Here is a 25,596-nt window from a genome sequence, read left to right as displayed (position 1 = left end):
GCGCCCCGGGCCTGATGGCTCGGGGCGCCCCCTTTCGCGTATCAGGACTAGGCCGTTCACACCCCCCTGAAGAGCGCCAATCGGGCATTAGCGATAATTAGTGGGATGAGCCGGCATCTGACTGGAGGGACACATGGGAGCGATAGGTGAGCGGGGGACCCCGGGGGAGCGACCCGAGCGGCCCGATGTGTCCGTCGTGGTGATCGTCTACAACGACGCCCTACGGCTGCCGACCGCCGTCCGGTCCGTCCTCGACCAGACACTGCACGGCGTCGAGGTCGTCATCGTCGACGACTGCAGCACGGACGGCTCGTACGCGACGGCGCAGGAGCTGGCCGCCGAGCACCCCCAGCGCGTGCGGGCCTATCAGCTGCCGGAGAACAGCGGCGCGGGCGGCGAGCCCCGCAACGTAGGCATCGGCCACACCGTCGGCAGCCATGTCATGTTCCTCGACAGCGACGACGTCCTGGAGCGCAACGCCTGCCGCAACCTCCTGGAGGCCGCCGAGCGCGACGGCTCCGACATCGTCTCCGGGCTCTGCGTACGGCTGTCCATGGACACCCGCAACAAGAAGCGCGACCAGTGGTACCCCTGGCTCTACGCCACGACCCGCACCCTTGAGTCCGTCACCGAGCTGCCCGACCTGTTCGTCTGGGACACGCTCTCCACGAACAAGCTCTACCGCCGCGACTTCCTCGTCGAGAACAGTCTCCGCTTCCCCAAGGGCATGTTCTACGAGGACCTGATGTTCATCGCCGAGGCCTACCTCGCGGCCGAGCGCATCACCCTCATCCCCAATCAGGTCTACTTCTGGCACGTCCACGAGCGCGCCGCCGCGAAGTCCGTGACCAACCGGCGCCACGAGATGACCAACTTCGAGCACCGGCTTGAGATCCACCGCAGGATCGACGCGCTGCTCGCCGAGCGCGGACTCGACGAGCTGCGGCTCGCCAAGGACGTCAAGTTCCTCAAGCACGACCTGGTGCTCCACCTGCGCGACCTGCCGTTCCGCGACGCCGCCTACCGCCAGGAGTTCGCCGGACTCGCCCGCGACTACCTCACCGGGCTCGACCGCGCCGCGTACGACGAGGTGCAGCCCATTCAGGCCATCTGCGCCTACCTCCTGGAGAAGGGCGACTGGGAGAACCTGCTGCCCGCCGTCGACACCCTCACCAACCGCGACAAGATCTCCTCGCCGCTGGCCGAGCGGGACGGGCGCGTGTACTGGTGCGCCCAGCACCTCGACGACCCGGACGGGCGCCGGGCCCTTGACGTCACCGAGCTCGGCTACCACAGCAAGCGCCTCGACCAGATGTTCCTGCGCAATGTGCTTACCGGCTACGAGGAGTCCGGCGGCGTCGTGCGCATGACAGGCCGCATCACCAACCCGCTCGGCATCGTGCACCCCGACGCCGCGCTCACCGCCGAGCTGGAGTTCAGCGCGCGCCGCCGCAGCCTGCGGTCCTTCCGCTTCCCCGTCGCCGCCGTCCGCCGCGAGGGCGACGTCATCGCCTGGGAGGCATCGGCGGACCTCGCGCGGCGGCTGCGCCCGCTCGGGGTCGTCGACGCGGTGTGGGACGTACGGCTGCACCTCACCGCCGACGGCGTGCCCACCAGGACGCGGCTCACCGCGAGCACTCCGGGGCTCGCCGAAGGTCTGCTTCCGGTGCGGCCGTGGCTGACCCGCCTTGTCGCCGATCACCTGGAGCCGGAGGTCTCACAGCGCGGGCACCTCGCGTTCCGGCTCGTCACGCGGGACGCGGCGGGCGGCCGGATCCCGGAGCTCGTGGCGCGCGGCACGCACGGGATGCCGGGCAGGCTCGCCAAGTCCGGCTTCCGCAGGGCGAAGAAGCTGCGCAAGGACCTCACGTCGGGGCCGAGCAGGCTGCGCGTGTACGACGAGGTGTTCAGCCGCCTGCCGGTGAAGAAGGGCACGGTCGTCTTCGAGAGCCATCTCGGCAAGCAGTACAGCGACAGCCCCCGCGCCATCTACGAGGAGATGCGCCGCCAGGGGCTCGACTTCGAGGCCGTGTGGTCCTACTCCGGGCGGCCCGATGGCTTCCCGGAGGATGCCACGCTGGTGCGGCGCTGGTCGCTGCCCTATCTGCGGGCCCTGGCGCAGGCCGAGTTCTGGGTCGACAACCAGAGCTACCCGCTCAAGCTCACCAAGCGTCCCGAGACGACGTACATCCAGACCTGGCACGGCTCGGCGCTCAAGCGCATGGGCTTCGACGAGCCCTCCTGGAAGCTGCGCAGCAAGCCGCAGCAGGACGAACAGCAGCGGGTCCTGGACCGCTTCGACCGCTTCCTGGTCCGCTCCGAGCACGATGTGCGGACGCTGGCGAAGGCCCTGCGGCTCAAGGAGAAGGTGCTGCTGCGCGTCGGCTACCCCCGCAACGACGCACTCGTACGGACGAAGCGGCGCGAGGACGCGAGCGGGGTGCGCGAACGCGGGCCGCTGGCAGCGGAGTTCGGCATCCCCGAGGGCAAGCGGGTGCTGCTGTACGCGCCGACGTTCCGGCGCCACGGCGGCCGGCACGGACGCTTTGAACTGCCCTTCGACGTCGAGCGGTTCGCGGAGGAGTTCGGCGACCGCTACGTGCTGCTCGTGCGCTCGCACTACCTCAACCACGTGGTGCTTCCGCCGTCCGTGCGGGGCCGCGTCATCGACGTATCGGCGCATCACGACGTCACGCCGCTCTATGAGCTGGCCGACGCGATGATCACCGACTACTCCTCCGTGATGTTCGACTACGCGCTCCTCGACCGGCCGATGCTGTTCTTCACGTACGACTACGAGGAGTACGTCCACGAGGGGCGCGGCACCTACTTCGACCTGCGGGAACGGGCTCCCGGCCCGGTGGTCGACACCGAGGAGGAGCTGTTCGGGGCGCTGAAGGTCCTGGACGAGCAGGCCCTTGAGTACGGCCTCGCGCGGGCGCGGTTCGTGGCCGATTTCGGTGAGTACGACAGGGGCGATGCCGCCAAGAGCGTCGTCGAGCAGTTCTTCTCGCACTGGAGCGGCAAGTGAACCGGGACATCTTCTTCGTCTCCAACAGCGTCAACGAGCTTGGTGGGATCACCAGTTGGTCCCACCAGATGGCCCGCCTCTTCGCGGAGCGAGGCCACCGCGTGCACGTCATAGGCATCACCGAGCCGGGCGTCCCGCAGGACATCGGCTCGGACCTCCCCTACCCGACCACGACGCTGTACGACGAGCATCCGCCGCGTGTGGGCCCGGCGCGCGGCATCAAGGGGCGCCTCAACATCGCCGAGCGCCGGCTGCGCGCGCGACGCCAGGAGGGCATGCACGAGCAGGCCGCCAAGCTGACCGCGCTCTTCGCGAAGGCCGGGCCCGGCGCCGTCGTCATCGTCACGCAGGTGTGGGCGATGGAGTGGGTCGAACTCGCCGACACGCGTGGCCTGTTGGTCATCGGGATGAGCCATGAGTCGTTCGCCTACTCGCGGGCGTCCTCGCGCGGCCCGCGCGTGCGCAAGCACTACAAGGACGTCGACCGGATGCTCGCGCTGACCCGCGAGGACGCCGACCTGTGGATCAGGCAGGGCCTGGACAACGCGTCCTTCATGCCGAACCCGCTGCCCTTCATGCCCGAAGTGCCCTCGCGGCGCACGGAGAAGGTCGTCACCAGCATCGGCCGGCTGCACGACCAGAAGGGCATCGACATGCTCCTCGACACCTGGGCGGAGGTCGCGCCGCTGCACCCGGACTGGACGCTGCGGATCTACGGCTCCGGCGAGGACGAGGAGATGCTCAAGAAGCAGTGCACGGCCCTCGGTCTCGACGACTCCGTCCAGTGGATGGGGCGGACGAGCGATGTGCCGGGCGCGCTGCGGGGCGGATCGGTGTTCGTGCAGTCGTCGCGGGGCGAGGGGTTCCCGCTCGCGCTGATGGAGGCGATGGCGACAGCCGTCCCGTGCGCCGCCTTCGACTGCGCGCCGGGCGTGCACGAGATCGTCCAGGACGGCGTGGACGGGCTGCTCGCGCGGCTCGGCAACACGGCCGAACTCGCGCGCAGACTGGACACGTTGATGTCCGACAAGGAGCTGCGGGACCGGATGGGGGAGCTGGCCAGAGTGAACATCCAGCGCTACACGACGGGTGAGGTCGTGCGGCGCTGGGAGGAGTTGTTCCTCTTCCTTGAGCGCTGAGCCCCGGACGGCTGTGGGTTACTTCTTGCCGCCGGTGAACTGCTCGTACTCCTTGAGCACGTCCGCCGTCGGGCCGTCCATGCGCAGCTCGCCGTGTTCCAGCCAGAGCACGCGCTCGCAGGTGTCGCGGATCGACTTGTTGTTGTGGCTGACCAGGAAGACCGTGCCCGCGCGCTTGCGCAGCTCGCGGATGCGCGCCTCCGAGCGCTTCTGGAAGGAGCGGTCGCCGGTCGCAAGGGCCTCGTCGATGAGGAGTACGTCGTGGTCCTTGGCCGAGCCGATGGAGAAGCGGAGCCTGGCCGCCATGCCGGAGGAGTACGTACGCATGGGGAGCGTGATGAAGTCGCCCTTCTCGTTGATCCCCGAGAAGTCGACGATGTCCTGGTAGCGCTCCTGGACCTGCTCGCGGGACATGCCCATCGCCAGACCGCCGAGGCGGACGTTGCGCTCGCCGGTCAGGTCGTTCATCAGGGCCGCGTTCACGCCGAGGAGGGAGGGCTGGCCGTCGGTGAAGATGCGGCCGTTCTCCACGGGCAGCAGCCCGGCGACCGCCTTCAGGAGGGTCGACTTGCCCGAGCCGTTCGTGCCGATCAGGCCGATGGCCTCGCCCTTGTGGGCGGTGAAGGAGACCTGCCGGACGGCGTGCACCTTGCGTACGCCGGATTCCTCGCCGTCTCTCCTGCCACGCTTGAGGATGCGGCCGAGCGCGGCGGTCGCGCTGCCGCGCCCGGTGGCGGAGCCCGCGCCGTGGACGCGGTAGACGATGTCCACCTGGTCGACGATGACTGTGGGGGCGGGCCCCGGGTTCTGGGGTGCGGGCTCTGTCTTGGTGAGGGGTGCTGTCGTCGTCTCAGCCACGGCCGTACGTCTCCTCTGCCTTCCAGAAGTAGATGAAACCGCCTGCCCCGGCGAGCAGCGCCCAGCCGATGGCCCAGGCCCACACATGGTGCGGGAGTTGGCTCGCGTCGAAGGTGTCGATCAGCGCGAAGCGCATCAGGTCGATGTAGATCGCTGCCGGGTTGCACTCGAGGAGGGCCTTCAGGACGCCGGGCAGGTGCTGGTCCTTCAGGACCGCGTCGATGCTCCACATCACCCCGGACACATACATCCACGTACGCAGCACGAACGGCATGAGCTGCGCGATGTCCGGCGTCTTGCTGCCCAGGCGGGCCATCACCAGGGCGAGGCCGGTGTTGAACGTGAACTGCAGGGTCAGGGCCGGGATCACCAGGAGCCAGGACGGGCTCGGCGGCACGCCGAAGCAGAGCAGGATCACGACCAGCGCGCACATGGAGAACAGGAGCTGCTGGAGCTGTTGCAGGCAGTACGAGATCGGCAGCGCCGCGCGTGGGAAGTGCAGGGCGCGGACGAGCCCGAGGCTGCCCGCGATGGCGCGGGTGCCGGCCATCACCGAGCTCTGCGTGAACGTGAAGATGAAGACGCCGGTGACCAGGAACGGGACGTAGTCCGGTACGGCGTGCTTGGTGTTCATCAGCACGCCGAAGATGAAGTAGTACACCGCGGCGTTCAGGAGCGGCGTCATCACCTGCCAGACCTGGCCGAGCTTCGCCTGGCTGTACTGGGCGGTGAGCTTGGCGGTCGCGAAGGCGGTGATGAAGTGGCGGCGCTGCCAGAGCTGCCCGACGTACGCGGGGAGCGTGGGGCGGGCGCCGCTGACCGTCAGGCCGTACCGGGCGGCGAGCTCGGCGGGGTCGGGTGCGGCGACCGCGGGGCGGGATGGAGCGTCGAGGACCTGACTCACGTCCGCTGCTTTCACTCGGGAGTCATGGGAGGCGTACGTCGGGACGGTCCCGTATCGTCGCAACGTCGAGAGTAGGTCGTCGCTACGTCGGAACGCAACCGTATCGTCGTCACGATCTATGCTGTCCGCATGACGACGAGCAGGCCAGGAGATGAACAACCGCGCCGCAGGGCGCCCGCGGGGGCCGCGGTGCTCCGGGAGGACGTGACCGAGGCGATCAGGGCCGCCGTCTTCGAGGAGCTCGCGGCGGTCGGGTACGCGCGCATGTCCATCGAGGGCATCGCGCGCCGCGCGGGCGTCGGCAAGACCGCGGTCTACCGGCGCTGGCGCTCCAAACTGCACCTCGTGCTCGACCTGATGTCGGCCATAGCGGTCCAGGGCCTTCCGATGCCGGACAGCGGCTCACTTGAGGGAGATCTGCGGCTGCTGTACGAGGTGACGTCGCGCGCCCTGCGGCATCCCGTGGCCTCGCAGGTGATCCCGGATCTGCAGGCGGAGGCGGCTCGCAATCCGGAGATCGCCGAAGCCCTGCAGAAGGCGTTGCGGGAGGGGCAGCACGGCGTGGCGAGCGGCATCGTGCGGGCCGCCGTCGCGCGGGGGGAGGTGCGGGAGGGGGTCGACGAGGACCTCGCCCTCGACCTGGTGTCGGGGCCGCTCTACTGGCGGTCCGTGGTGGTGCGGGCCGAGCTGCCCAAGGGGTACCTGGGCAGCCTCGCGACGGCTACGGCGGGGGCGCTTCGGGCGTTGTGAGCCGCTCCGGGACGCCGGGCGGCAGGTCGCCCCAGGAGGTGCCTACCCCCGCCCCGCCCCCGGATGCGACCGCAGCCACCCCGCCCACGCCGACGTCACCATCTCGCGTACGTCCCTCTTGGCCACCCAGCCGAGCTCATCCGCGGCGCGGTCCGCCGAAGCCACCACCCGGGCCGGGTCGCCGGGGCGGCGGGGTGCCACTACGGGCGCGCGGTCGTACCCCGTGGTCTCGTTGATCAGGGTGGCCATCTCCAGGACCGAAACACCCTCCCCGCGGCCGATGTTGAGCGTCAGATCGGTCCCGCGCGCAGCCGCCGCCAGCTTGCGGGCCGTCGCCACGTGGGCCTCAGCGAGGTCGGAGACATGGATGTAGTCGCGTACGCAGGTGCCGTCCGGGGTGGGATAGTCCGCGCCGAAGACGCGCGGGGCCTCGCCGTCCGTGAGCTTCTCGAAGACCATCGGGACCAGGTTGTAGACGCCCGTGTCGGCCAGCTCGGGGCCCGCCGCGCCCGCCACGTTGAAGTAGCGCAGCGAAGCCGTCGCCAGGCCGTGCGCCCGGCCCGTCGCGCGGACCAGCCACTCGCCCGCCAGCTTCGTCTCGCCGTACGGGCTCATCGGGAGGCAGGGGGTCTCCTCCGTCACCAGGTTCACATCGGGCATGCCGTACACCGCCGCCGATGAGGAGAAGACGAACGACGTGACCTGAGCCTCCGTCACCGCCGACAGCAGGACCCGCAGGCCCTCCACGTTCTCGCGGTAGTAGCGCAGCGGCTGCTCCACCGACTCGCCCACCTGCTTCTTCCCCGCCAGGTGCACGACGCCGGTGACGGAGTGCTCGGCCAGCGTCCGCGCCAGCAGATCCGCGTCCAGCGTCGACCCTGTCACCAGCGGTACGCCCTCGGGGACGCGCTCGGCGATGCCCGTGGACAGGTCGTCGTAGACCACGGAGCGCTCGCCCGCATCCGCCATCGCGCGGACCACGTGGGCCCCGATGTATCCGGCACCGCCGGTGATCAGCCAGGTCATGGGATGTATGTCCCGTCTTGTCGCGAGTGTGCAGTGACGTGCAGTGACGTGCAGTGTCGCAGAGGCGGTGTACGAGACCCGTCAGCGGCCTCCGGAGGCGCCGGTGCCTCCAGAGGCTCGGGAGCCTCCGACGCCGACCAGCCGGGCAAGCCGCCGCTTGGCCACCCCCGCCACGCCCCGTATCCCCGGCGCGAGCCGCACCGCCAGGTTCCCCGCCTGCGTCGCGTACGGCTGGGCCAGCAGGATCCCGCGGCGGGACGGCAGCACCGTACGCCGCAGCAGGCCAGGACCCGCCACCGCACGCCCCGTCGTGTCCCGCGCCGTCCCGTCCGCGAAGTGCAGCCGCAGCCGCAGGTCCCACACGCCGCCGCCGAGCGCGCCCAGGTCCAGGACGGCCTCGGTCAGCCAGGTGCCCTCCCGGCCCCCCTCGGGCCCTTCAGGCTGGAATGCCGCCGTCCGGCGCAGCACCGGCCCATCGCCGCCGCGCGGTACCAGCTCCACGTCCGCCGTCGTCGGCCCCGCGTCCGCGACCCGCCCGTACAGCTCGTGCAGCCGCAGGGTGAGGCGGCTGCCGCCTGCCTGGGGCCGCAGTTCCGCGTCCACCGCGAGGGGCAGGAGGCGGATGGGACGGACCAGGAGGTGTTCGAGCTGCGCCTGGGGGAGGTCCTTGGACCAGACCGGGGTGCCGTCGGCCAGGCACGCGTAGGGCGGCGAAAGGCGTGCCGGGCGGGCCGCGACCTCCTGGAGGCGGCGCAGGTCGCGCGGCTCGGGGGAGGCGAGGAGTACGCGGGCGATGATCCTGCCCGGGGCGGGCGCCGCGTCCAGGTCGGCCGTGTCGAAGGTCGCCAGGTACGCGCGCGTGGCCGTCCACCACTCCCGCCGGTACGCGTCGCTGCGCGTGGTGAGCTCACGCGCGTACATCCGCAGGCTGTGGTCGATGAACTTGGCGCGGGCCGCCCGCACGAGCCGCTTGCCCGCCGTCCCCGCCGGGCTCCGCGCCTCCGCCAGGATCTCCACCGACTGGCGGTGCGCCTCAAGGCGGGCCCGCCAGTTGGCGATGCCCGAGCGGTCCAGGGAGATCGAAAGCCTGGTCGCGGAGCGGCGCACGTTCCATACGTAGACGGTGTCGGGGATCAGCGCGATCCGCGGGCCCGCGGCCAGGACACGGGCCGTGAAGACGAAGTCCTCGTACGTGAAGGGGCCCTCGGGGAAGCGGATCGCGTGCCGGCGCAGGAAGTCGGTGCGGTAGAGCTTGTTGACGCAGAGCGTGTCGTGGACCAGGCGGGTGCGCAGCTCGGGGCGGGCGATCAGGCGGCCCTTCTGGTAGAGCACGGGCTGCCAGGGGCTCTCGCGTCCGGAGGGCAGCTCGCGGCGTACGCAGAGCCCGGTGGCCACCTCGGCGTCGTGCCGCGCGGCGGCCGCCATGAGGGCGTCCACGGCGTTCGGCGGCAGGACGTCGTCGCTGTCGAGGAACATCACGTACGCGGAGGTCGTGGCCTCGATGCCGTCGTTGCGGGGAGTGCCGCAGCCGCCGCTGTTGGCGGCACGGCGGATGGGCTTGACGCGGGGGTCCTCGTCCGCGAGCGCCGCGAGCAGCTCGCCGCTGCCGTCCGTCGAGCAGTCGTCGACGGCGATCACCTCGCGGACGACGGGGCCCTGGGCGAGCGCCGAGCGCACCGCGTCCGTGATGTGCGCGGCATCGTTGTAGCCGATCACTACGACGCAGACCTGGGGCGACGGGGGCGAGAGTGACAGTGAGGCATCCACGGTAGAAATTTTAGAGGTTGCTCGCAATTATCCGATTAGGGGGTCTTCGGTCGGTTCGTAGTCGACTGCTTCGTATCCGGCCGGTTCGTGCTCCCGTCGCCGCTCCCGGCGCTCACTCGCGCCAGCACCTCCCCGGTCCGTGGCCCCCACGCCACCACGACCGCTTCGTCCGGCACCTTCTGGTCCGGCGAGAGCAGCAGCCAGCGCACCCCGTAGCGCCGGACGATCTCCGTGCGTTCGGCGCGGGTCGACTCGGGGGAGAGGTAGTCGCGTACCTCCTGGAGCCGGTGGTTGCGCGTGGCCTCGGCGAGCGAGGCGTCCGGCCAGGCGGGGGCGACGAGGTTGGCGCCGTACGCCGGGACGGAGCGGGTGGGGTAGTAGCCGTTGGTCAGGACGACGTCACCCTTGTGCATCCGGTTCACCGCCCAGCCGTAGCCCGGCCAGCGCGGCGGCTGGTCGAAGCCCACCGGGTCAAGGGCGCGCGGCACGACCGCTCCCGCCTGGAGCGTGAAGAAGCCGACGGCCGCCCCGGTGACCGCGACACCCCCGAGCGCCGTGCGCCACCGGCGCCAGGGCCGGGGCGCGGCCAGCTCGACGGCCAGGGCGAACTGGAGCGGGACGAGGGTCAGGCCCAGGATGCGCCCGTAGGTGTAGTGGCCGCTGAACCAGCCGTACGCGACGACCGCGCAGTCGAGCGCGAACATCAGGACCAGCGGATCGCGGCGATTCTTGCGGAACCTCAGGGCGAGCGCGGGCAGCCCGATCAGCGCGAGCCAGAACCGCTGCGGCATCTCCGTGTAGAGCTGCCGGTGGATCCAGTCGACGCTCTCGTCGCCGACGAGCGAGAAGACGGAGTAGTACGGCCAGCTCGCCGCGACCACCGCCGCCACCGCCGCGGTCACCGCCCACTTCCACAGCCCCGCGAAGGGGCGACGGGCCGAGGCCGCGAAGGCCACCACTCCGATCACCGCCGCCACGGACGAGATGGGGTGGACGAGCAGGATCACCCCGCACAGCGCGCCGAGACCCACGTACGCCCACGCGCTCCGGGGCGTCCGCGCGAGTGAGCCGGCCCATGCCCACGCCCAGAACGCCAGGCCGATCGCGAACGTCGACGGGTAGGCGAGGTTCCCCGTCATCGACATCAGCCCGAGGTAGCCGCTCCACCACGCCATCCGCGTGCCCCACAGCACGACCATCGCGAACAGGGCGAGCACAGGCGCCCATTGACGCGAGGTCAGGACTTTCACGAACCGGCCGAGACCCGTGAGAAGCACCAGCAGGTTCAGCGGCCCCGCCAGCTTCACGACCTCCCAGCCCGCGAGCCCCGTCACCCGCGCGAAGACGCCCTGCGCCACCGCGTACGGCGAGTAGTACGGGCTGCCCGCGCCCGGCAGGTCCGCCATCGGGTGCCGCGGGTGCAGCAGATCGGCCTTCAGCCGCTCGATCACCGCCGCGTGCTGCCCGAAGTCGCAGCACATCGGCACCCGCCAGAACGCGAGGGACATGACGATCCAGAACAGCCCGCCGAACACGACGTACGGGCTCGGCCGCCACCGTCCGCGCCTGTTGAGGGCCGTCGCGCCGTGGGCCTCGCGGCGGGTCCGCAGTGCGGCCGTGGTCATCGCATGAGCCTCTCCGCGACCCGGGCCGACGCCTGCCCGTCGTCCAGGTCGCAGTAGGCCTCGCGGAACGCCGCGTACGCCTCCGCGTGCCGCGTCGTGAGGGAGTCCAGGTCGCGCAGCGCCTCGACGACCTCGCCGGTGGAGGCGAGCAGCGGCCCCGGGGCGCTGGTCTCGAAGTCGAGGTAGAAGCCGCGGACCGTGTCGCGGTAGTGCTCAAGGTCGTAGGCGTGGAAGAGCATCGGACGGCCGGTGTGCGCGAAGTCGAACATCAGCGAGGAGTAGTCCGTCACCAACACGTCCGAGATCAGCAGGAGTTCGGCCGTCCGCGGGTGGGAGGACACATCGCGTACGAAGGGGGCGCGGGCGCCGGACAGCCGGCCCGCCGTGAGCGGATGCTTGCGTACGAGGAGGACATGGTCCTCGCCGAGCACGTCCTCGGCCGCGCGGAAGTCGAGCGCGGGTTCGTAGCGGAAGCGTCCGGGGGAGTACGCGAGGTGATCCCGGTAGGTCGGCGCGTACAGGACGATCCGTTTGTCCGGGTCGATGTCCAGCTCGCGGCGTACGCGTTCGGCGACCTTGCCGCGGTCCTCGTGGAAGAGGACGTCGTTGCGGGGGGAGCCCGCCTCCATGACCTCGCCCTCATAGGCGAGTGCCCGCCCCAGGTGGGGGGTCGAGAAGCGGTTGGGCGACACGAGCACGTCCCACTGGCGGGAGAGCTTCGGCAAGGCGTCGAGATGGCCGTGGTCGGCGTAGAGGGTGTCGATGAGGTCGGTGCCGATGCGCTTGAGGGGCGCGCCGTTCCAGGTCTGTACGACGGTCTGCCCCTCCCGCCGCTCGAAGAAGTCGGGCAGATGGCCCGCCGTGACGATGCGGCGGCAGCGGGCCAGCGCCTCGTACCAGGCGGCGCTGTGTTCCTCCACGCCCTTCGCCCCGGCAGGGACCCGCGTCTGCTGGTCCCGCGTCACCCACAGGTGCTCGACGCCCGCGCCGCGGCGCACCAGTTCCTCGTGGATGGCGCGCGGCGAGTCCCCGTCGAAGTAGAGGACCGCGTCACGCAGGGACCGGTCACGCTGGCGCGGATAGTGCGCCGTACGCAGCCGGTGGCGCCGGAAGGCTCCCCGCTCGCCGCGCGCGAGTACCGAGCCCGCTTCGAGCAGGAGCCGGTCACCGAACCGCCTGTCGACGGTGAACTCCCGCCCCTCGACGGCCTGGTGGAGGGGGAAGGCCGCGGAGACGGAGGCGAGCAGCCGTACGGGCATGCCGTCCTCGGCGGAGGCGACCGAAGCCCCCGTCTCGCGCAGGAACGCGTACCACCGCCCCTCCCGCAGCACCCCGCCGCCCGGTGCCACCACCGCCGAGAAGCGCCCGGCGGTCCGCTCCAGCGGGACCGTCAGCTCCTCGTCCCGGCCGCTGTGGCGCAGCACCAGCTCCGCCTCGCCCCAGCTCGCGTCGGCCACCGTGCCCTCGACCGTCAGCGTGCCGTCCGCGGACCACGCCACCCGGTCGGCGATCGGCTGCCGGGTGAGCTCGACGACCAGCTGGCCCTGGTCGTTGGCCGAAGCGCACAGCTCCCGGCCGCCCGTGCGCGACGCGTACCGCCCCGGCGGCAGGTCGAGCACCGCCGCCAGGGACTTCAGCTTGCCGTCCGGCAGGACCAGGTTGGCCTGCCAGCGGTCGCCGTGCGGGGGCTCGACCTCCTTGGGCGCGAGGTGCGGGGTCGGGGCGACGTCCTCCAGGTCCGCGAGGCGCACGCGGACGTCGAAGCGGTCGTCGCCCGAAAGCGCCACCGGGTAGTCGAACTCCGCCGATGAGTGCTTGTGCGTCAGGCGCAGGGCTGTCGGGCGCAGATGACTCGGCAGATGCCCGCTCAGGACCATCTCGTCGCCGTCCCTGCGGTGGGCGTCGACCCGCGCCACGTAGTCCTGGATCCGCAGCACCAGACGGTTCTTGCTGAAGCCGAGGACCAGCCGAAGCCCGTCGCCCAGTTCGCGTACGACGGACTGGGTCGACGACCCGTCCAGGGGGCGGACCGCGGCCCGCCGCACCGAGCCGTGGCCGGCGACGACCACGCCGAGCAGCCAGTTGCCCGGCCGCCACCGGCCGCCGGTCTTGAGCTGCTCGGGGTCGACGGTCAGCTCGAACCCGGAGAGGTCGTAACAGTGCAGCTGCTGCCGGGAGTTCTCGGTGGCCTGCGGGGCGGTGACCGTGCGGGTCGGGATCCGCCTCAACTGGGCTCTGCTGTGGGCGGACTTGAGGATGGCCGCCTTGAAGGAGTGGCCGGGGCGCGTCGCCTCCAGGTTGCGCACGTACGCGTAGCCGCTGATCCGCAGCAGCCCGTCGTCGCCCCAACTCGACTCCGTCACACGGGAGATGACGGGCAGCTCACCACGCGCGAGCCGCGCGAGCTCCTGCGGCACCCGGATCTGCCCGCCGGAGCCGCGGGGGTACACGGCGCTGCGCCGCACCTTGCCCCGGACCTTGAAGGCGTTGCGGTTGCGCTGCTCGAAGGTGAGCAGGTCGATCAGATCGGCGGTGCGCCCCTCACGTACGAGATGCCATTTGACGCGCAGCGACACCGGCAGCCCCGCGATGACCCCCGGGTCCGCGCGCCGCAGGAAGGCGGCGGCGCCCTTCACGAAGGTGGCGCGGTACTCGGGTCCGCCCATCGGCAGGCCCTCCAGGAAGTACACGAAGTCATCGCGCAGGCAGGAGGCGTCGTACGTCTTGCGCAGTTCGGGGGCGTGCTCGGCGAGAAACGCGCTGACGTGCGCGCATGCCGCGATCCGGTCGCGCACGCCCTTGACGTCGGTGCGCCGCCGGGTGATCGAACCCTCGCGCACCCGCCAGTAGTAGACGTGGTCGCTGAGCACGTCCACGGAGCCCGCGAGGAAGTGCGCGGGGATCATGACGGGCGTGTCCTCGTACAACTTCCCCTCGGGGAAGGTGAAGCCGTGCCGGTCCCAGAAGGCGCGGCGGAAGACCTTGTTCCACGCGACCCGGTCGGCGAGCAGCTCCAGGTCACGGCTGATGTGGGTGCGCGAGCGCGGCTCGGTGAGCCATTTGTACTGCCAGGCCTGCTGGCGCCCCCGTTCGTTCAGGCGCCAGACGTTGCCGCTCGCGAAATCGGAGCCGGTCGAATCCAGGCTCGTGGTCATCCGCGCGTACGCGTCGTGCGGCACGACGTCGTCGCTGTCGACGAAGGTCAGATACTCGGCGGTCGGGGTCGCGTGCCGCACCCCGGTGTTGCGGGCGGCGCTGAGGCCCGCGTTCGGCTGGCGCACATAGACGAACCGTGGATCTTTCGCCGCGAACTCACGTGCGATCCGCGGGCTGCCGTCCGTCGAGCCGTCGTCGACGAGCACGGCCTCCAGGTCGGCCATGGTCTGCCCGGCGATCGACTCCAGGCATTCCTCCAGAAACTCCTCGACGTTGTAGATGGGTACGACGACGCTGAGACGGGGCTGCACGGCGACCGGCCTTTCGTACGCTCCCACTCATGGGAGTACGAGTAATCGTGGGAGTGCGGGCGTATTCATCCCTTTTGCCCGCTCCGGTCAATTTCTTTGCCTTCCTTCACTCCAATGAGTGAGGAACGGTCTTCGACAGGCCGTGTCCGGCTGGCTACCGTCGGTTCCCATGACGCGTTTCTCGGTTGTCGTCCCCGCCCACCGCGTCCAGGGCTATCTGCGGGAGTGCCTGGACTCCGTGCTGGACCAGAGCCGCGGTGACCTGGAGCTGATCGTCGTGGACGACGCGTCGCCGGACGCGTCCGCCGCGATCGCCGCGGAGTGTGCGGAGCGCGACCCGCGCGTGCAACTCGTCCGCGTGCCCGCGCACTCGGGCCCAGGCCCTGCCCGCAACATCGGCGCCGACCGTGCCACCGGCGACTACCTGCTCTTCCTCGACGGTGACGATCTGCTGCTGCCCGGCGCCCTTGACGCGATCGACGAAGCCCTCGACACGGCGGACGACCCGGACGTGCTCGTCTTCGGCCACGACCGCGTCGACTGGTGGGAGAGCGTCCGCGCGGGCGGCGACGACCTGGCGGGCGACCCCCTGGCCGTCACCGTCGCCGCCTGGAACCGCGTCTTCCGGCGCGGGTTCTGGCAGGAGCGTCGCCTCGCGTTCAGCGACGGGCCGTACGAGGACGTGGTGCCGGTACGGCGCGCGACCCTGGCGCCCGGCGCCCGCACCGCCGTCCTCGACACGATCTGCGTCCGCTGGCGCGAGCGGCGCGGCGGCAGCTTCGCCACCTCGCCGGGCCGCGAGCACTTCGCGGTCATCGGCCGCTACGAGGAACTGCTCGCCGCCGCGGACCCGGCCGACCGAGCCCGCCTGACCCCGCACGCGGCCGCGCATCTGCTCGCCGTGCTCGACGACTCCGGGCGCGTCAAGCCGGGCGACCGGCGGGAGTTCTTCCGCGGGGCGGCACGCCTCTACCGGACGTACGCGGTGGCCGACGCGGCCCCCGGCGAACGGGGCGCCGACGTACGAGGCGTCGGCGAACAGGCCCTCGCCACCGCCTCGTACGCCGCCTACGAAGCGCAACGCAAGCGCGCGTCCCGCAGGAAGGGCGTGGCCCGCAGGCTCAAGGAGCAGAAGAAGAGACTCCGCGCCCGCGCCATGCGCGTCACCTACCGCACCGACCTGCGCCGCCCCCTCGACCCCACGCTCGCGGTCTACGGCGCCTACTGGAACCGCGGGATCTCCTGCAACCCGGCCGCCATCCACGCCAAGGCGCGCGAACTGGCCCCGCACATCAGGGGCGTATGGGTGGTCTCGTCGCGGAACAAGCACCGGGTGCCGGCCGGGGTCGAGTACGTCATCGAGGGCTCGCGGAGCTACTGGCAGACGATGGCCAGGGCGACGTACCTGATCAACAACTCCAGCTTCCCCGGCGGCTTCACCAAACGCCCCGGCCAGCTCTACCTCCAGACCCACCACGGCACACCGCTCAAGAAAATGGGCCTGGACCAGCGCCGCTACCCGGCGGGCACACACGGGATCAGCTTCGCCAAGGTCCTGGCCCACACGGACCAGTGGGACTTCAGCCTCTCCGCGAACCCGCACTCCACGGAGGTGTGGGAGAGGGTCTACCCGTCGACGGCGTACGAGGCTCTGGAGGCGGGCTACCCACGAAATGACGTGTACTTCACGGCGGGGGAGGCGGAGATCGCCGCTGTCCGGGAGGAGCTGGGGGTAGGTGAGGGCCGGAAGGTCCTGCTGTACGCCCCCACGCACCGCGACTACCAGAAGGGTTTCCTGCCGCGCCTGGACCTGGAGCGCTTCGTGCGCTCACTGGGCGAGGAGTACGTGGTCCTGGTGCGGGCCCACTACTTCTACGGCGCGGACGCGGGGCTGCGGGCCCACCCCCAGCTCATCGACGTCACGGCCCACGCGAGCGTGGAGAACCTCTGCCTGGCGGCCGACGCCCTCGTCACGGACTACTCGTCCCTGATGTTCGACTACGCGTGCCTGAACCGCCCGATCGTGACGTACGCCCCCGACTGGCAGGCGTACCGCCTGGCCCGGGGCACGTACTTCGACCTGCTGTCGGGCCGGCCGGGGGAGACACCGGGGGCGGTGGCGACGAGCGAGGAGGGGCTGGCGGAGGTTTTCCGGAGCGGGGCCTGGAAGTCGGGCGAGGCGACGAAGCTGCGGGCGGCTTTCCGGGCACGGTTCTGCCCGTACGACGACGGGGGCGCGGCGGAGAGAGTGGTGCGGCGGTTGTTCGCTCACACCTCGTAAGGCGACCGCACCGGGAAGTACGCCGCGAGGAATGACCGCATCGCCAGTGCCATTTCCTCGTCCATCAGCTCGCTCGCCGGGGATTCTCCGATGCAGAAAGCCGTCTTGCCGCGGCCCTGGAGCAGCTGGCCCAGGCGGGAGTGGTCGGAGCGGGTGCCGATGTCCACGAAGTCGTACGTGATCGTTCCCGGCACGGCGCGGCCCGTGAGGTACGCGTAGTGGTGGTGCAGGGACGACACCACGGCGTAGTCCCCGTTCGAGCGGAAGCGGCTGCGTGCCGTCGCTTCGAGTTCCTCCGGGAAGCGTTGGGCGAGCTCCGCGAGGACGCTTCGGTGCAGGGCGTAGGGGGCGTGGAAGAACGTGTGCGTCGCCGTCCGGCCGAACTCCCTGTGCAGTAGCCCCCGGTTGTTCTTCGCCGCCGCCAAGTAGCCCTCGTCGTCGGGCGAGACGGGCAGCGCCGGCACCGACGCCGATGACCAGAAGAAGCGGGACGTGCCCGAGCTGAGGAAGAAGGTCTCCGGGGTCGTGGGGCGGCCGAGGAACATGTCGTCGTTGAGGTAGAGGAAGTGCTCCGACAGGCCCTCGATGCGGTGCAGTTGGCTTTCGATCGCGTGGGAGTTGAACGTGGGGAGCGATCCGTCCGGGTCGGCGAAGAGGTCGCGGTGGTCGACGACCGTGATGCCGGGGTGCTCCTCGTTCAGCCACGGCGGCGTCTGGCCCGCCGTGACGAGGTAGATGTGCCGGATCCAGGGCGCGTACATCGCCAGGGAGCGCAGCGAGTAACGGAGTTCGTCGCGGTTGCGGAAGCGGACTGCGCCGTGGTCGGGCGACTCGTCGTCGGGTGAGGCGCCGGTATCGGAGGCGCCGAGAGCCTCCGCTCGGCGGGCGCGCCACTCGGCGTCGGAGTCGTCGACCCAGGTGTATACCGCGTCGATGGGGAAGTCGACGTCGCCGACGAGGAGTTCGGTGAAGACGTCGAGCGTGGGGTAGGTGCGGTCGGCCACCCGGAGGGTCGCCGTGGGGGAGAGGGAAGGGAGCTCCGAGCCGGCCAGAGTCGTGCCGAACGGCGCGTGGCGCGCTTCGCCCATCGCCCCCGCCCGCACTGCCGGCACTCCCTCACCCTCCTGCGCGACCCGCGGCCAGAACCCCACCGTGCACGCCTGCCCCACCCCATGCCGCAGGGAGAGAGTCGTCGTCGTCACCGGCTTGAAGATCTTGACGCCCGCCACCTCGCCGATCCCGTCGAGGCGTTCCGCGAGTACGACTCCGGGAGCCGCGTCCCGCGGTCTGACCAGTTCGGCGTAGACGGGCTGACCGTGCAGCGACTCGGCGAGGGCCTTGAGCGCGCCGTCCCGTTCGTCGTCGGGCACGGCGAGGGTGTGCGTGACCCCGGGCGTGCGGACCAGGACGTAGGGAATGTCCTCCGACTCCAGCGCGGTGGCGGCGAGTTCGAGGTTCCAGTTCGCCATGTCCGGCGCGAGGACATCGTCGCGCCGCTCGGCGAGCCGCCCCACCGAGCGGATGATGAGGCCGCTGGAGTCGGCCGCGGCGATCTCGTCCTCGCGGGCGCGCTCGTCGTCCTCGGCGGCGGCGTCCAGGGTGTACGGCGTGGTCGGACGGAAGGAGCTGCCCCCGGAAGCGACCCCCAGCGCCACCCGGTCCGCCCGGTCGCCGAGGCGTTCGGGAGCGTCGCGCCGGGCCACGAGCCGGGAGTACAGCTCCTGCCAGCGCGCGGTGACGTCGGCGGAGGAGAAGCGGGCGTAGACACCCTCGCGGGCGGCGTGCGCGTAGGTGCGGCGGGTCTCCGCGTCGCCCATCAACTCACTCATGGCGGCGGCCAGTTCGTGGACCTCGCCGGGAGGTACGAGGAGTCCGTCGACGCGGTGCCTGACGATCTCGGCGGGCCCGGTCAGGACGTCGTACGCGACGACGGGCACCCCGGCGGCCAGCGCTTCGAGCAGCACGAGCGGGAACGCCTCGTTGTGCCCCGCCGTCATGAGAGTGAGCCCCGCCTTCGCCCACTCGGCGGCCATGTCCTGGCAGGGGCCGAGGAGTTCGACGCGGTCCTGGAGCCCGAAACCGTCGACCAGGCGCCGCAGGCTCTGCTCGCGGTGGCCGCCGCCGAAGATCCGCAGCGTCCAGTCCGGGTAGGCGTCGGCGAGCTCGGCGAAGGCCCGCACCGCGTGGTCGACGCGCTTCTCGCCGGTCAGGCGCGCCGCCATGACGATGACCTTGCTCTCGCCGTCGGCGCGCGGCCGGAAGCCGTCGGGCACGGCGTTCGGGATGACCGCGAGCTCCGGCGCGGTGGCGCCGAGGGACTCCGCGATCCACTCGCGGGTGCGGTCGGTGAGGGTGACCAGGGCGTCCAGGCGCGGGGCGTGCAGGAGCAGGGGCTCGCCGGAGGGGCCTCGGCGCTGGGTAGGGCGATGCTCCTGGTGCACGGTGACGACCCTGGCCGGCGCGAGCTCCACGGCGGCGGCCATCAGGGCGGGCGTGGTGGTGACCAGGACGTCGGTGTCCAGGGTGGTCAGGGCGGCGGCCATCTCGATGTCGGAGAGCCGGTCGAAGGCGGACTCCCAGGAGGGCTTGATCAGTTCGCTGGGCAGCGCGGCGAGGGTGCGGCAGGCGGCCTCGTCAAGGCTTGAGCCGCGTACGGGGCGCTCGGGGGACACCGTGCGGTCGACGAGATAGCGGACGGGGAGGCTGCGGGCCTCGGGGAAGAAGGGCTCGGGCCGGGTCCGGAAGACGGAGATGACCTCGACGTCGTACCGGTCGGCGAGATGTTGTGCCTGGGTGTACGTGGCGAGCTCCGTGCCGCCCATCTCGTCGCCCCAGCCGAGGAGGTACGTGATCTTCATGAGGTCTCCTTCATGAGGTTTCGTTCATGAGGTCTGATCCGTGATGTCCCAGCAAGTGACCGCGAAATCGCCGGACTTGGTGAAGTGGGCGTGGGCGCGGACGAGCCCGCCGCCGGGCAGGGCGAAGACGCGGAAGGGGGTGGGGCAGGCGGCCGACGGGTCGCGTACGTCGGAGAGCCGGCGGCCCAGGGGGAGCGCGGGCTCGTCGGCCCCTGCCGTGACGTGGAAGTCCCACACCCACTGGCCGGGGCTCGCCCCCGCCATCTCCCGGAGGGGCAGCGGGAAGCTGAACTCGGCGCCCTCCCACACCGCGCCCACGGGCACGGTGACCCCGTCCCGCCGCCGCACGGCCTTCGCCTGCCAGCGCCGCCGGGTGCCTGCCATGACGAGCCGCCCGTGCACGGTGATGCCGTCGCCGCCGGGCACGAACCGCACGAGCTCGGCGCGTGGCCGGGACCGGGTCACCTGCAGCACCGCGCGCCCGCTGCGGCACCGGACGACGCGGATGAGCGTGCCGGTGCGGGGGTCGGGGGCGTGACGCAGGGTCGGCGTGGGCGGCAGCTCGGTCTCCCCGGCGAGGCGGAGCCCGCGCCGCCGGACGCGTCCGCGGGCGTCGGCGGTGACGAGCGTGAGCCGCCAGACGCCTTCACCGAGGCGAGGACGGACCCCCGCGCCCTTCCCCTCGATGCGTACGTCGCGTACATCACGCAACGTCGCAGTCCCGGCCAGCAGCAGCCCCCCGTGGGCGTGCTGCTCGAAGGCGAGGGGGATCCGGAACCGGCGGTGTCCGCGCGAGACGACCAGATGGGCGCGGTCGACCTGGTCCCCGGGGGCAGCGGCGACGGCGAGGTTGAGCGTGCGGCTGTCCCGGAGCGACAAGTGAACGGGCGCCACGAGCGCCTCCGCCCGCCTGCTCACCCGCCCCGCGGCAGCGCGTTCCGCGCGGAAGCGGGTGGCCCGTGCGGTGGTGAGGAGCCGTCGTGCGGCGGGCGGCAGTGGCGGGGTCATGGCGTGAACCCAATGTGGTGCATTGGGCCACTTTGCCCCGTGTTAGCTCCGATGCGTGGTGTGGCCGCGTACGGGTCACCCGCCTGGCCGAGGGGAGCGTGACCGGGCGCGGGGCGCCGGGGTTAGCACCTTAATGATCATTTCCCCAGCGCGGTTCCGGCGCCGCACGGAACCCCCCGTAACGCCACCCCTGCCCCCACCCGAAGCCCCCACTTCGACGCGCCCGCCCCGCCTCCTGTCCCCGCCCCGCCTCCTGTCCCCGCCCCGCCTTCTGTCCCCACTCCGCCGCTGGGCCGACCCCGCGGCCGTGGCCCTCGCGACGCTCCTCATCGCCTTGCGTGCGAGCGCGCTCGGCCAGTGGATCGTCGACGATGCCGCCATCACCTTCGCCTACGCCCGCAGCGTCGACGAGGGCCTCGGCCCCGTCCAGCAGCCGGGGGCCGACCCGGTGGAGGGGTACTCCAACCCCTCCTGGCTCGCCCTGCTCCTGGTCGGGCGCAGGCTCGGCCTCTTCGACCACGGCTCGCTCCTCGGCGTCAGCGACTTGGTGCTCTACCCCAAGGCCCTCGCGCTGCTCTGCACGGCGGGCGTGCTCGCCTGCGTGGCCGTGGCGGCGCGGGCCGTGCTGCCGGGGCGGGCCTGGGCGGTGACGCTGCTGACCGGCGGCGTACTCGCCCTGAACCTGTCGTACGTCGCGTGGTCCTTCTCGGGGCTCGAAAACCCCCTGTACGCGCTGACCGCCGCCGCGACCGGAGCCCTGCTCGTCCGGGCAGCCGTGCGCGGCACCTTGCTGCGGCCCGCCGTCGCCGCGTCCGCGGGGGCCCTGGCGCTGCTCGCCGCGCTGACCCGGCCGGACGGCGCGGTGTTCGCGGCGGCCTACCCGCTGACCGTCCTGTTGTTTCTGCGCGCGGACGGCATCGCGCGCGCCGCGCGCGCGGTGGCGCTGAGCTCCGCCACCTTCGCGCTGCCCTACGCCGCGTTCCTGCTGTGGCGCCGGGCGACCTTCGGCCTCTGGGTCCCGAACACGGCGGTGGCCAAGGCACAGCAGGCGCCGGGCCTGGCCCAACTGGCGGACGCGGGCGAGCTGTTGACCTACGGCGGCTGGGCGCTCGCCCTGATCGGCGCGGCCTGCGCAGGCCGCGCGCTGGCCCGCCCCGGAGCACCCCGCAGGGGCTTGGTGGCGCTGCTCGTCCCGCTGGCTCTGACCCTCCTCGCGTACGGCGTGCTCGGCCGCGACTGGATAGCGCTGTACCGCTTCGCGACCCCGGTGTGGGTGCTCGCCGCGACGGCCCTTGCCCTGGCCACCTGCACCGTCTGGCACGCGGAACACCCCCGCGCCCGTGCCCTCATCGGCTGCTCCCTCGCGGGCGCCCTGCTCCTCTCGGCCGCCGGACAGGCCGCGCAGAACCACAGGTTCGTGCACCGCCCGACCCTGTCCATGTGCTTCGTGGCCGAGCGCTACGGCCACACCTTCAACGCGTACGCCGCGTACCTCGGCCTGCGTGACGCCACCGTCGCCCTGCCCGACCTGGGAGGCACCTTGCTCACCTCGCGACTGCGTGTCGTGGACGTCGCGGGCCTGACCGACCGCCGCGTCGCCGACGCCTACGCGGCCGGGGACACGGCCGCCCTGCGCCACTACGTCCTGAACGAGGTACGCCCCGAACTCCTCCACGTCCACGCCGCCTGGACCAGGAAATCCGGCCTGACCATGCCCCGCCTGACGGCAGCCGGATACGTCCCCCTCTACCGCGAAGACACGGGCGGCGACTTCGTCCGGGCAGGCGCGGTACGGGATCCGGCCAGGATCACCGCACTCCGCGAGCGCGTGCGCCCCGCCCTGGACGACATGATCGCCCAGATGCGGCCCAGCGGCTGCGGCCCGACCCTGCGCGCGGGTCAGGGGGTGCCCCGATGACGACGGCTCTCCCGAGGCAGACCCACCCCCGGCCCGGACACCGCACCGCCGCCGAACCCGCGCCCCGGGTCGACTCCCTCACCGGGATGCGTTTCCTCGCCGCCCTCGCGGTGTTCGTGCACCACTTCACCGGTCTCAGCGCGCACGGCGGTGTCGCCCACGCGCCGCTGCTCTTCCCGTACTCGACGATGGGCGCGAACGGCGTCGGGTTCTTCTTCGTGCTCTCCGGCTTCCTGCTCACCTGGGGACACCGCCCCGGCACGTCCGCCCGCCTCTTCTACTGGCGGCGGTTCGGCCGCATCGGGCCCGCCCATCTGGTCGCGACCGTGCCCTGCGTCTGGGTCTTCTACCTCTGGGGCGGCGTACCGACGGACGTCTTCAGCTTCGTCGCCTCGCTCTTCCTCGTACAGACCTGGTTCCCCGGTGTCGTACCGACGCTCCCCGGCAACGGCGTCGCCTGGACCCTCAGCGTCGAGGTCTTCTTCTACCTCCTCTTCCCCTACGCCATCCGCGGCGCCCTGCGCCTGCGCACCCGCACCCTGGCCCTGCTCGCCGCCGGCGGACTCACCGGCATGTGGGCGCTCAACTGGTGGGCCGCCGCCCACTTCTCGCCCTTCGCCACCGAGTGGATCATGCGGCATCCGGTGGCCAGGCTGCCCGAGTTCGGCGTCGGGATGGCCTGCGCGCTCGCCCTGCGCCGCGGGCACAGGATCCGCCTCAGCCCACCGGCGCTGCTCGTCTGCTTCGCCGCGTACGCCTTCCTCTACTGCCACCGCGCCTGGTTCGGCCCGCACGTGGCCGCCCAACTCATCTGGAGCCTGCGGCCGTTGGCCGCCGTCTTCGCCGCTCTCTTCATCGTCGCCTACGTCCAGCGCGAGCTGGCCGGACGCCGCGGCTGGCTCTGCGCGCGCCCGATGGTGCTGCTCGGGCTCTGGTCGTACGCCTTCTATCTGCTGCACCAGACCGTCAACCGCCTGATCATCGACACCTGGGGCCGCCCGCAGCCGGAGAACTCGGCCGTGTTCACGCTCATCGGCGTCGCGGTCACCGTGGTCGGTCTTTCCTGGGCGATGTTCACGTACGTCGAGGAACCGGCGAGGAAGTGGTGCGCCACACACACTCCGCGTGGGTGGAGGGGTAAAAAGACCTATGTTGATGCTGTTTGACGGCATTGTGACCCGACGGCATCGTGGCCCCTTGGTATCGGAGGAGACGTGCATCAGTCCGCGTACGAACAGATGGAACTCTGTGTGGAGCAGTACATGCCCGCGGGGAAGCGCCATCGCGTCGTCGACCTCGGCGCCCGGGTCTCCGACGGGCAGACCCGCACCCACAAGGCGCTGCTCGAAGGGCGTGACACGGAGTACGTGGGCGTCGACGTGCTCGACGGGCGCAATGTCGACGCGGTGATGACGAAGCCGTACCGCATCCCGGTGAAGTCCCGCAGCGCCGACTTCGTCATCTCCGGGCAGGCGTTCGAGCACATCCCCTTCTTCTGGGCGACGATGCTGGAGATCGCCCGGGTCCTGAAGCCGGAGGGCATCGCCTTCGTGACCGCGCCCTCGCGCGGCCATGTGCACGACGCCCAGGACTGCTGGCGCTACTACCCGGACGGATATCGCGCCCTGGCCGCGTACACGCGCCTCGAACTCCGCGAGGCCTACACGGACTTCCCGCCCATGAAGGGCATCCGCCACGCCTACGGAAGCATCGACGCCAAGCACGCCTACTGGGGCGACTCCGTCGGCGTCTTCCAGCGGCCCAAGCGCTATCCGCGCCTCACCATGGCCTTCGTACGCGGCACGACCACATGGTGGGCGAACAAGGTCGGCGGGGTCGAAAGTGTCCCGCTGCCCGAGCCCGTCGAGGGGCGCGCGCTCTGCGGCAGGCCGAAGGTGGTCGCTCCGCGCGAGGTGGACGAGCAGTCCGTTTCCGCCTCAAGTGACGCCAGATGACCTCATGTTGACGAAATGTGACATCATGCGTGGCTTGCGCGTACTGTCCGATCCCATGGCATGGCGACGCGCTGTGAATGGCGCACTGAAGCAACTGACCGGATACCAGCTGACGCGCACCCCGGTGCCGGGCCAGCGCGCGGCGGCGGCCCCGGCGCCGAAGCCCGCCCCGGCCTCGAAGCCCGCCCCGAAGCCCAAGCCGAAGCCGCTGAATCTCCCGGCCGACTACGACGACGAGGCGAAGGACATCATCCGTGCGGTGAAGCCGTACACGATGACCTCTCCCGAACGGCTGAACGCCTTCATCCTGGCGACCCGGCACGTCGTCAAGCACGACATCCCCGGTGACATCGTCGAGTGCGGCGTGTGGCGCGGCGGTTCGATGCAGGCCTGCGCCAAGGCGCTGCTCGCCGCCGGTGACACCGAGCGCGACCTGTACCTCTTCGACACCTACGAGGGCATGACCCCGCCCACCGATGAGGACCTGCGCCTCGACGGCAAGTCCGCCGAGGAGCTGCTCAAGCTGCAGGGCAAGGACCGTCCGATCTGGGCCGTCGCCTCCCTCGACGACGTCAAGTCGGGCTTCGAGAAGGTGCCCTACCCCAAGGAGCGCGTGCACTTCGTCCAGGGACGGGTCGAGGACACCGTCCCGCGCCAGGCACCCGAGAAGATCTCCATCCTGCGCCTGGACACCGACTGGTACGCCTCGACCAAGCACGAACTGGACGAGCTGTACGGGCGCCTGGTCAGCGGCGGCGTTCTGCTGATCGACGACTACGGCTACTGGCAGGGCTCGCGTCAGGCGGTCGACGAGTTCCTGGAGAAGACCGGCGAGCGGCTGCTGCTCCTGCGCATGGACGAGGGGCGGATCGCCGTCAAGCCGTGAGGCGTCCCGTGTCCCGTGAGCGGGCCCCGCGCCCGGCAGCCCCCGCTGCCGGACACGGGGCCCGCCCCCGTGATCACCCGAATGGCTCTGTGCAAGTGACCCGGAAGGGCGGCCGTTGTTAAC

General features: G+C 71.3%; 16 protein-coding genes. 8 read left to right on the top strand and 8 right to left on the bottom strand.

From position 1 onward, the window contains the following. Window positions 1-133 precede the first annotated feature (133 nt). Complete coding sequence (locus ACGFX9_RS06450; RefSeq protein ID WP_393465407.1) at window positions 134-3,031, top strand: CDP-glycerol glycerophosphotransferase family protein; 2,898 nt, start codon at window positions 134-136, stop codon at window positions 3,029-3,031. Then, window positions 3,028-4,170 (top strand): glycosyltransferase, encoded by a 1,143-nt coding sequence (locus tag ACGFX9_RS06445; protein WP_393465404.1) that lies wholly within the window; start codon window positions 3,028-3,030, stop codon window positions 4,168-4,170. The genes ACGFX9_RS06450 and ACGFX9_RS06445 overlap by 4 nt, the downstream gene beginning before the upstream one ends. Window positions 4,171-4,188: 18 nt before the next feature. Here the strand turns inward: ACGFX9_RS06445 and ACGFX9_RS06440 are convergent, their stop codons facing one another. Together ACGFX9_RS06440 and ACGFX9_RS06435 are read right to left on the bottom strand one after the other, a co-directional pair. After that, window positions 4,189-5,028 (bottom strand): ABC transporter ATP-binding protein, encoded by an 840-nt coding sequence (locus tag ACGFX9_RS06440; RefSeq protein WP_393465401.1) that lies wholly within the window; start codon window positions 5,026-5,028, stop codon window positions 4,189-4,191. Then, window positions 5,021-5,932 (bottom strand): ABC transporter permease, encoded by a 912-nt coding sequence (locus ACGFX9_RS06435; RefSeq protein WP_393465397.1) that lies wholly within the window; start codon window positions 5,930-5,932, stop codon window positions 5,021-5,023. Before ACGFX9_RS06435 ends, ACGFX9_RS06440 begins: the two co-directional genes overlap by 8 nt. Before the next feature lie 129 nt (window positions 5,933-6,061). Between ACGFX9_RS06435 and ACGFX9_RS06430 the strand changes: the two genes are divergently transcribed. Beyond that, window positions 6,062-6,682, top strand: a complete 621-nt coding sequence (locus ACGFX9_RS06430) for a TetR/AcrR family transcriptional regulator (RefSeq protein WP_393465394.1) — start codon at window positions 6,062-6,064, stop codon at window positions 6,680-6,682. 42 nt (window positions 6,683-6,724) lie between these two features. Here the strand turns inward: ACGFX9_RS06430 and galE are convergent, their stop codons facing one another. The 4 genes from galE to ACGFX9_RS06410 all read right to left on the bottom strand — a co-directional run bounded on the left by galE (window position 6,725) and on the right by ACGFX9_RS06410 (window position 14,567). Continuing rightward, window positions 6,725-7,708, bottom strand: coding sequence for a UDP-glucose 4-epimerase GalE (gene galE / locus ACGFX9_RS06425; RefSeq protein ID WP_393465391.1), 984 nt, complete (start codon window positions 7,706-7,708; stop codon window positions 6,725-6,727). Window positions 7,709-7,789: 81 nt separating this feature from the next. Then, window positions 7,790-9,475 carry a glycosyltransferase family 2 protein gene (locus ACGFX9_RS06420; RefSeq protein ID WP_393465387.1) on the bottom strand — a complete coding sequence of 562 codons (1,686 nt, stop codon included), beginning with the start codon at window positions 9,473-9,475 and terminating at the stop codon, window positions 7,790-7,792. A gap of 35 nt (window positions 9,476-9,510) precedes the next feature. Then, on the bottom strand, window positions 9,511-11,100 hold the full coding sequence (locus ACGFX9_RS06415; RefSeq protein ID WP_393465383.1) for a hypothetical protein: 1,590 nt from the start codon (window positions 11,098-11,100) through the stop codon (window positions 9,511-9,513). After that, window positions 11,097-14,567: a CDP-glycerol glycerophosphotransferase family protein gene (locus ACGFX9_RS06410; protein WP_393465379.1), complete on the bottom strand. Its 3,471-nt coding sequence runs from the start codon at window positions 14,565-14,567 to the stop codon at window positions 11,097-11,099. The genes ACGFX9_RS06415 and ACGFX9_RS06410 overlap by 4 nt, the downstream gene beginning before the upstream one ends. A 169-nt stretch (window positions 14,568-14,736) precedes the next feature. Here ACGFX9_RS06410 and ACGFX9_RS06405 point away from each other — a divergent pair, with 169 nt between their 5' ends. Further along, entirely contained in the window at window positions 14,737-16,848 is a 2,112-nt protein-coding gene (locus ACGFX9_RS06405; protein WP_393465376.1) for a CDP-glycerol glycerophosphotransferase family protein, read from the top strand. On the opposite strand, the gene ACGFX9_RS06400 is transcribed toward ACGFX9_RS06405, so the two are convergent. Beyond that, window positions 16,836-19,706 (bottom strand): stealth conserved region 3 domain-containing protein, encoded by a 2,871-nt coding sequence (locus ACGFX9_RS06400; protein ID WP_393465372.1) that lies wholly within the window; start codon window positions 19,704-19,706, stop codon window positions 16,836-16,838. The two genes, ACGFX9_RS06405 and ACGFX9_RS06400, sit on opposite strands and share 13 nt — an antisense overlap. Window positions 19,707-19,730: 24 nt before the next feature. Beyond that, entirely contained in the window at window positions 19,731-20,714 is a 984-nt protein-coding gene (locus ACGFX9_RS06395) for a hypothetical protein (protein ID WP_393465369.1), read from the bottom strand. 307 nt (window positions 20,715-21,021) lie between these two features. Between ACGFX9_RS06395 and ACGFX9_RS06390 the strand changes: the two genes are divergently transcribed. Genes ACGFX9_RS06390 through ACGFX9_RS06375 form a run of 4 tightly spaced genes read left to right on the top strand, consistent with a single transcriptional unit; the run spans window position 21,022 to window position 25,473 of the window. After that, window positions 21,022-22,632 (top strand): hypothetical protein, encoded by a 1,611-nt coding sequence (locus tag ACGFX9_RS06390; RefSeq protein WP_393465366.1) that lies wholly within the window; start codon window positions 21,022-21,024, stop codon window positions 22,630-22,632. Beyond that, a complete protein-coding gene (locus ACGFX9_RS06385; RefSeq protein ID WP_393465363.1) occupies window positions 22,629-23,798 on the top strand; it encodes an acyltransferase family protein in 1,170 nt (389 codons plus the stop codon). The genes ACGFX9_RS06390 and ACGFX9_RS06385 overlap by 4 nt, the downstream gene beginning before the upstream one ends. 48 nt (window positions 23,799-23,846) lie before the next feature. Next, window positions 23,847-24,587: a class I SAM-dependent methyltransferase gene (locus ACGFX9_RS06380; protein WP_393465359.1), complete on the top strand. Its 741-nt coding sequence runs from the start codon at window positions 23,847-23,849 to the stop codon at window positions 24,585-24,587. Between the two features lie 55 nt (window positions 24,588-24,642). Further along, window positions 24,643-25,473 (top strand): TylF/MycF/NovP-related O-methyltransferase, encoded by an 831-nt coding sequence (locus ACGFX9_RS06375; RefSeq protein WP_393465356.1) that lies wholly within the window; start codon window positions 24,643-24,645, stop codon window positions 25,471-25,473. The last annotated feature ends 123 nt before the right edge of the window (window positions 25,474-25,596 follow it).

Origin of the sequence: Streptomyces sp. NPDC048436, assembly GCF_043200355.1 — a bacterium.
In the GTDB taxonomy this organism is placed as follows: domain Bacteria; phylum Actinomycetota; class Actinomycetes; order Streptomycetales; family Streptomycetaceae; genus Streptomyces.
Note: the sequence above shows the minus strand (reverse complement) of the source record. Positions and strands in the feature narration are given on the sequence as shown.

Excerpts from the sequence above, each read along its gene's own strand:
- ACGFX9_RS06450 (WP_393465407.1), top strand. The coding sequence starts at position 134 with ATGGGAGCGATAGGTGAGCGGGGGACCCCGGGGGAGCGACCCGAGCGG.
- ACGFX9_RS06430 (WP_393465394.1), top strand. The coding sequence starts at position 6,062 with ATGACGACGAGCAGGCCAGGAGATGAACAACCGCGCCGCAGGGCGCCC.
- galE (WP_393465391.1), bottom strand. The coding sequence starts at position 7,708 with ATGACCTGGCTGATCACCGGCGGTGCCGGATACATCGGGGCCCACGTG.
- ACGFX9_RS06415 (WP_393465383.1), bottom strand. The coding sequence starts at position 11,100 with ATGACCACGGCCGCACTGCGGACCCGCCGCGAGGCCCACGGCGCGACG.
- ACGFX9_RS06405 (WP_393465376.1), top strand. The coding sequence starts at position 14,737 with ATGACGCGTTTCTCGGTTGTCGTCCCCGCCCACCGCGTCCAGGGCTAT.
- ACGFX9_RS06400 (WP_393465372.1), bottom strand. The coding sequence starts at position 19,706 with ATGAAGATCACGTACCTCCTCGGCTGGGGCGACGAGATGGGCGGCACG.
- ACGFX9_RS06395 (WP_393465369.1), bottom strand. The coding sequence starts at position 20,714 with ATGACCCCGCCACTGCCGCCCGCCGCACGACGGCTCCTCACCACCGCA.
- ACGFX9_RS06385 (WP_393465363.1), top strand. The coding sequence starts at position 22,629 with ATGACGACGGCTCTCCCGAGGCAGACCCACCCCCGGCCCGGACACCGC.
- ACGFX9_RS06375 (WP_393465356.1), top strand. The coding sequence starts at position 24,643 with ATGGCATGGCGACGCGCTGTGAATGGCGCACTGAAGCAACTGACCGGA.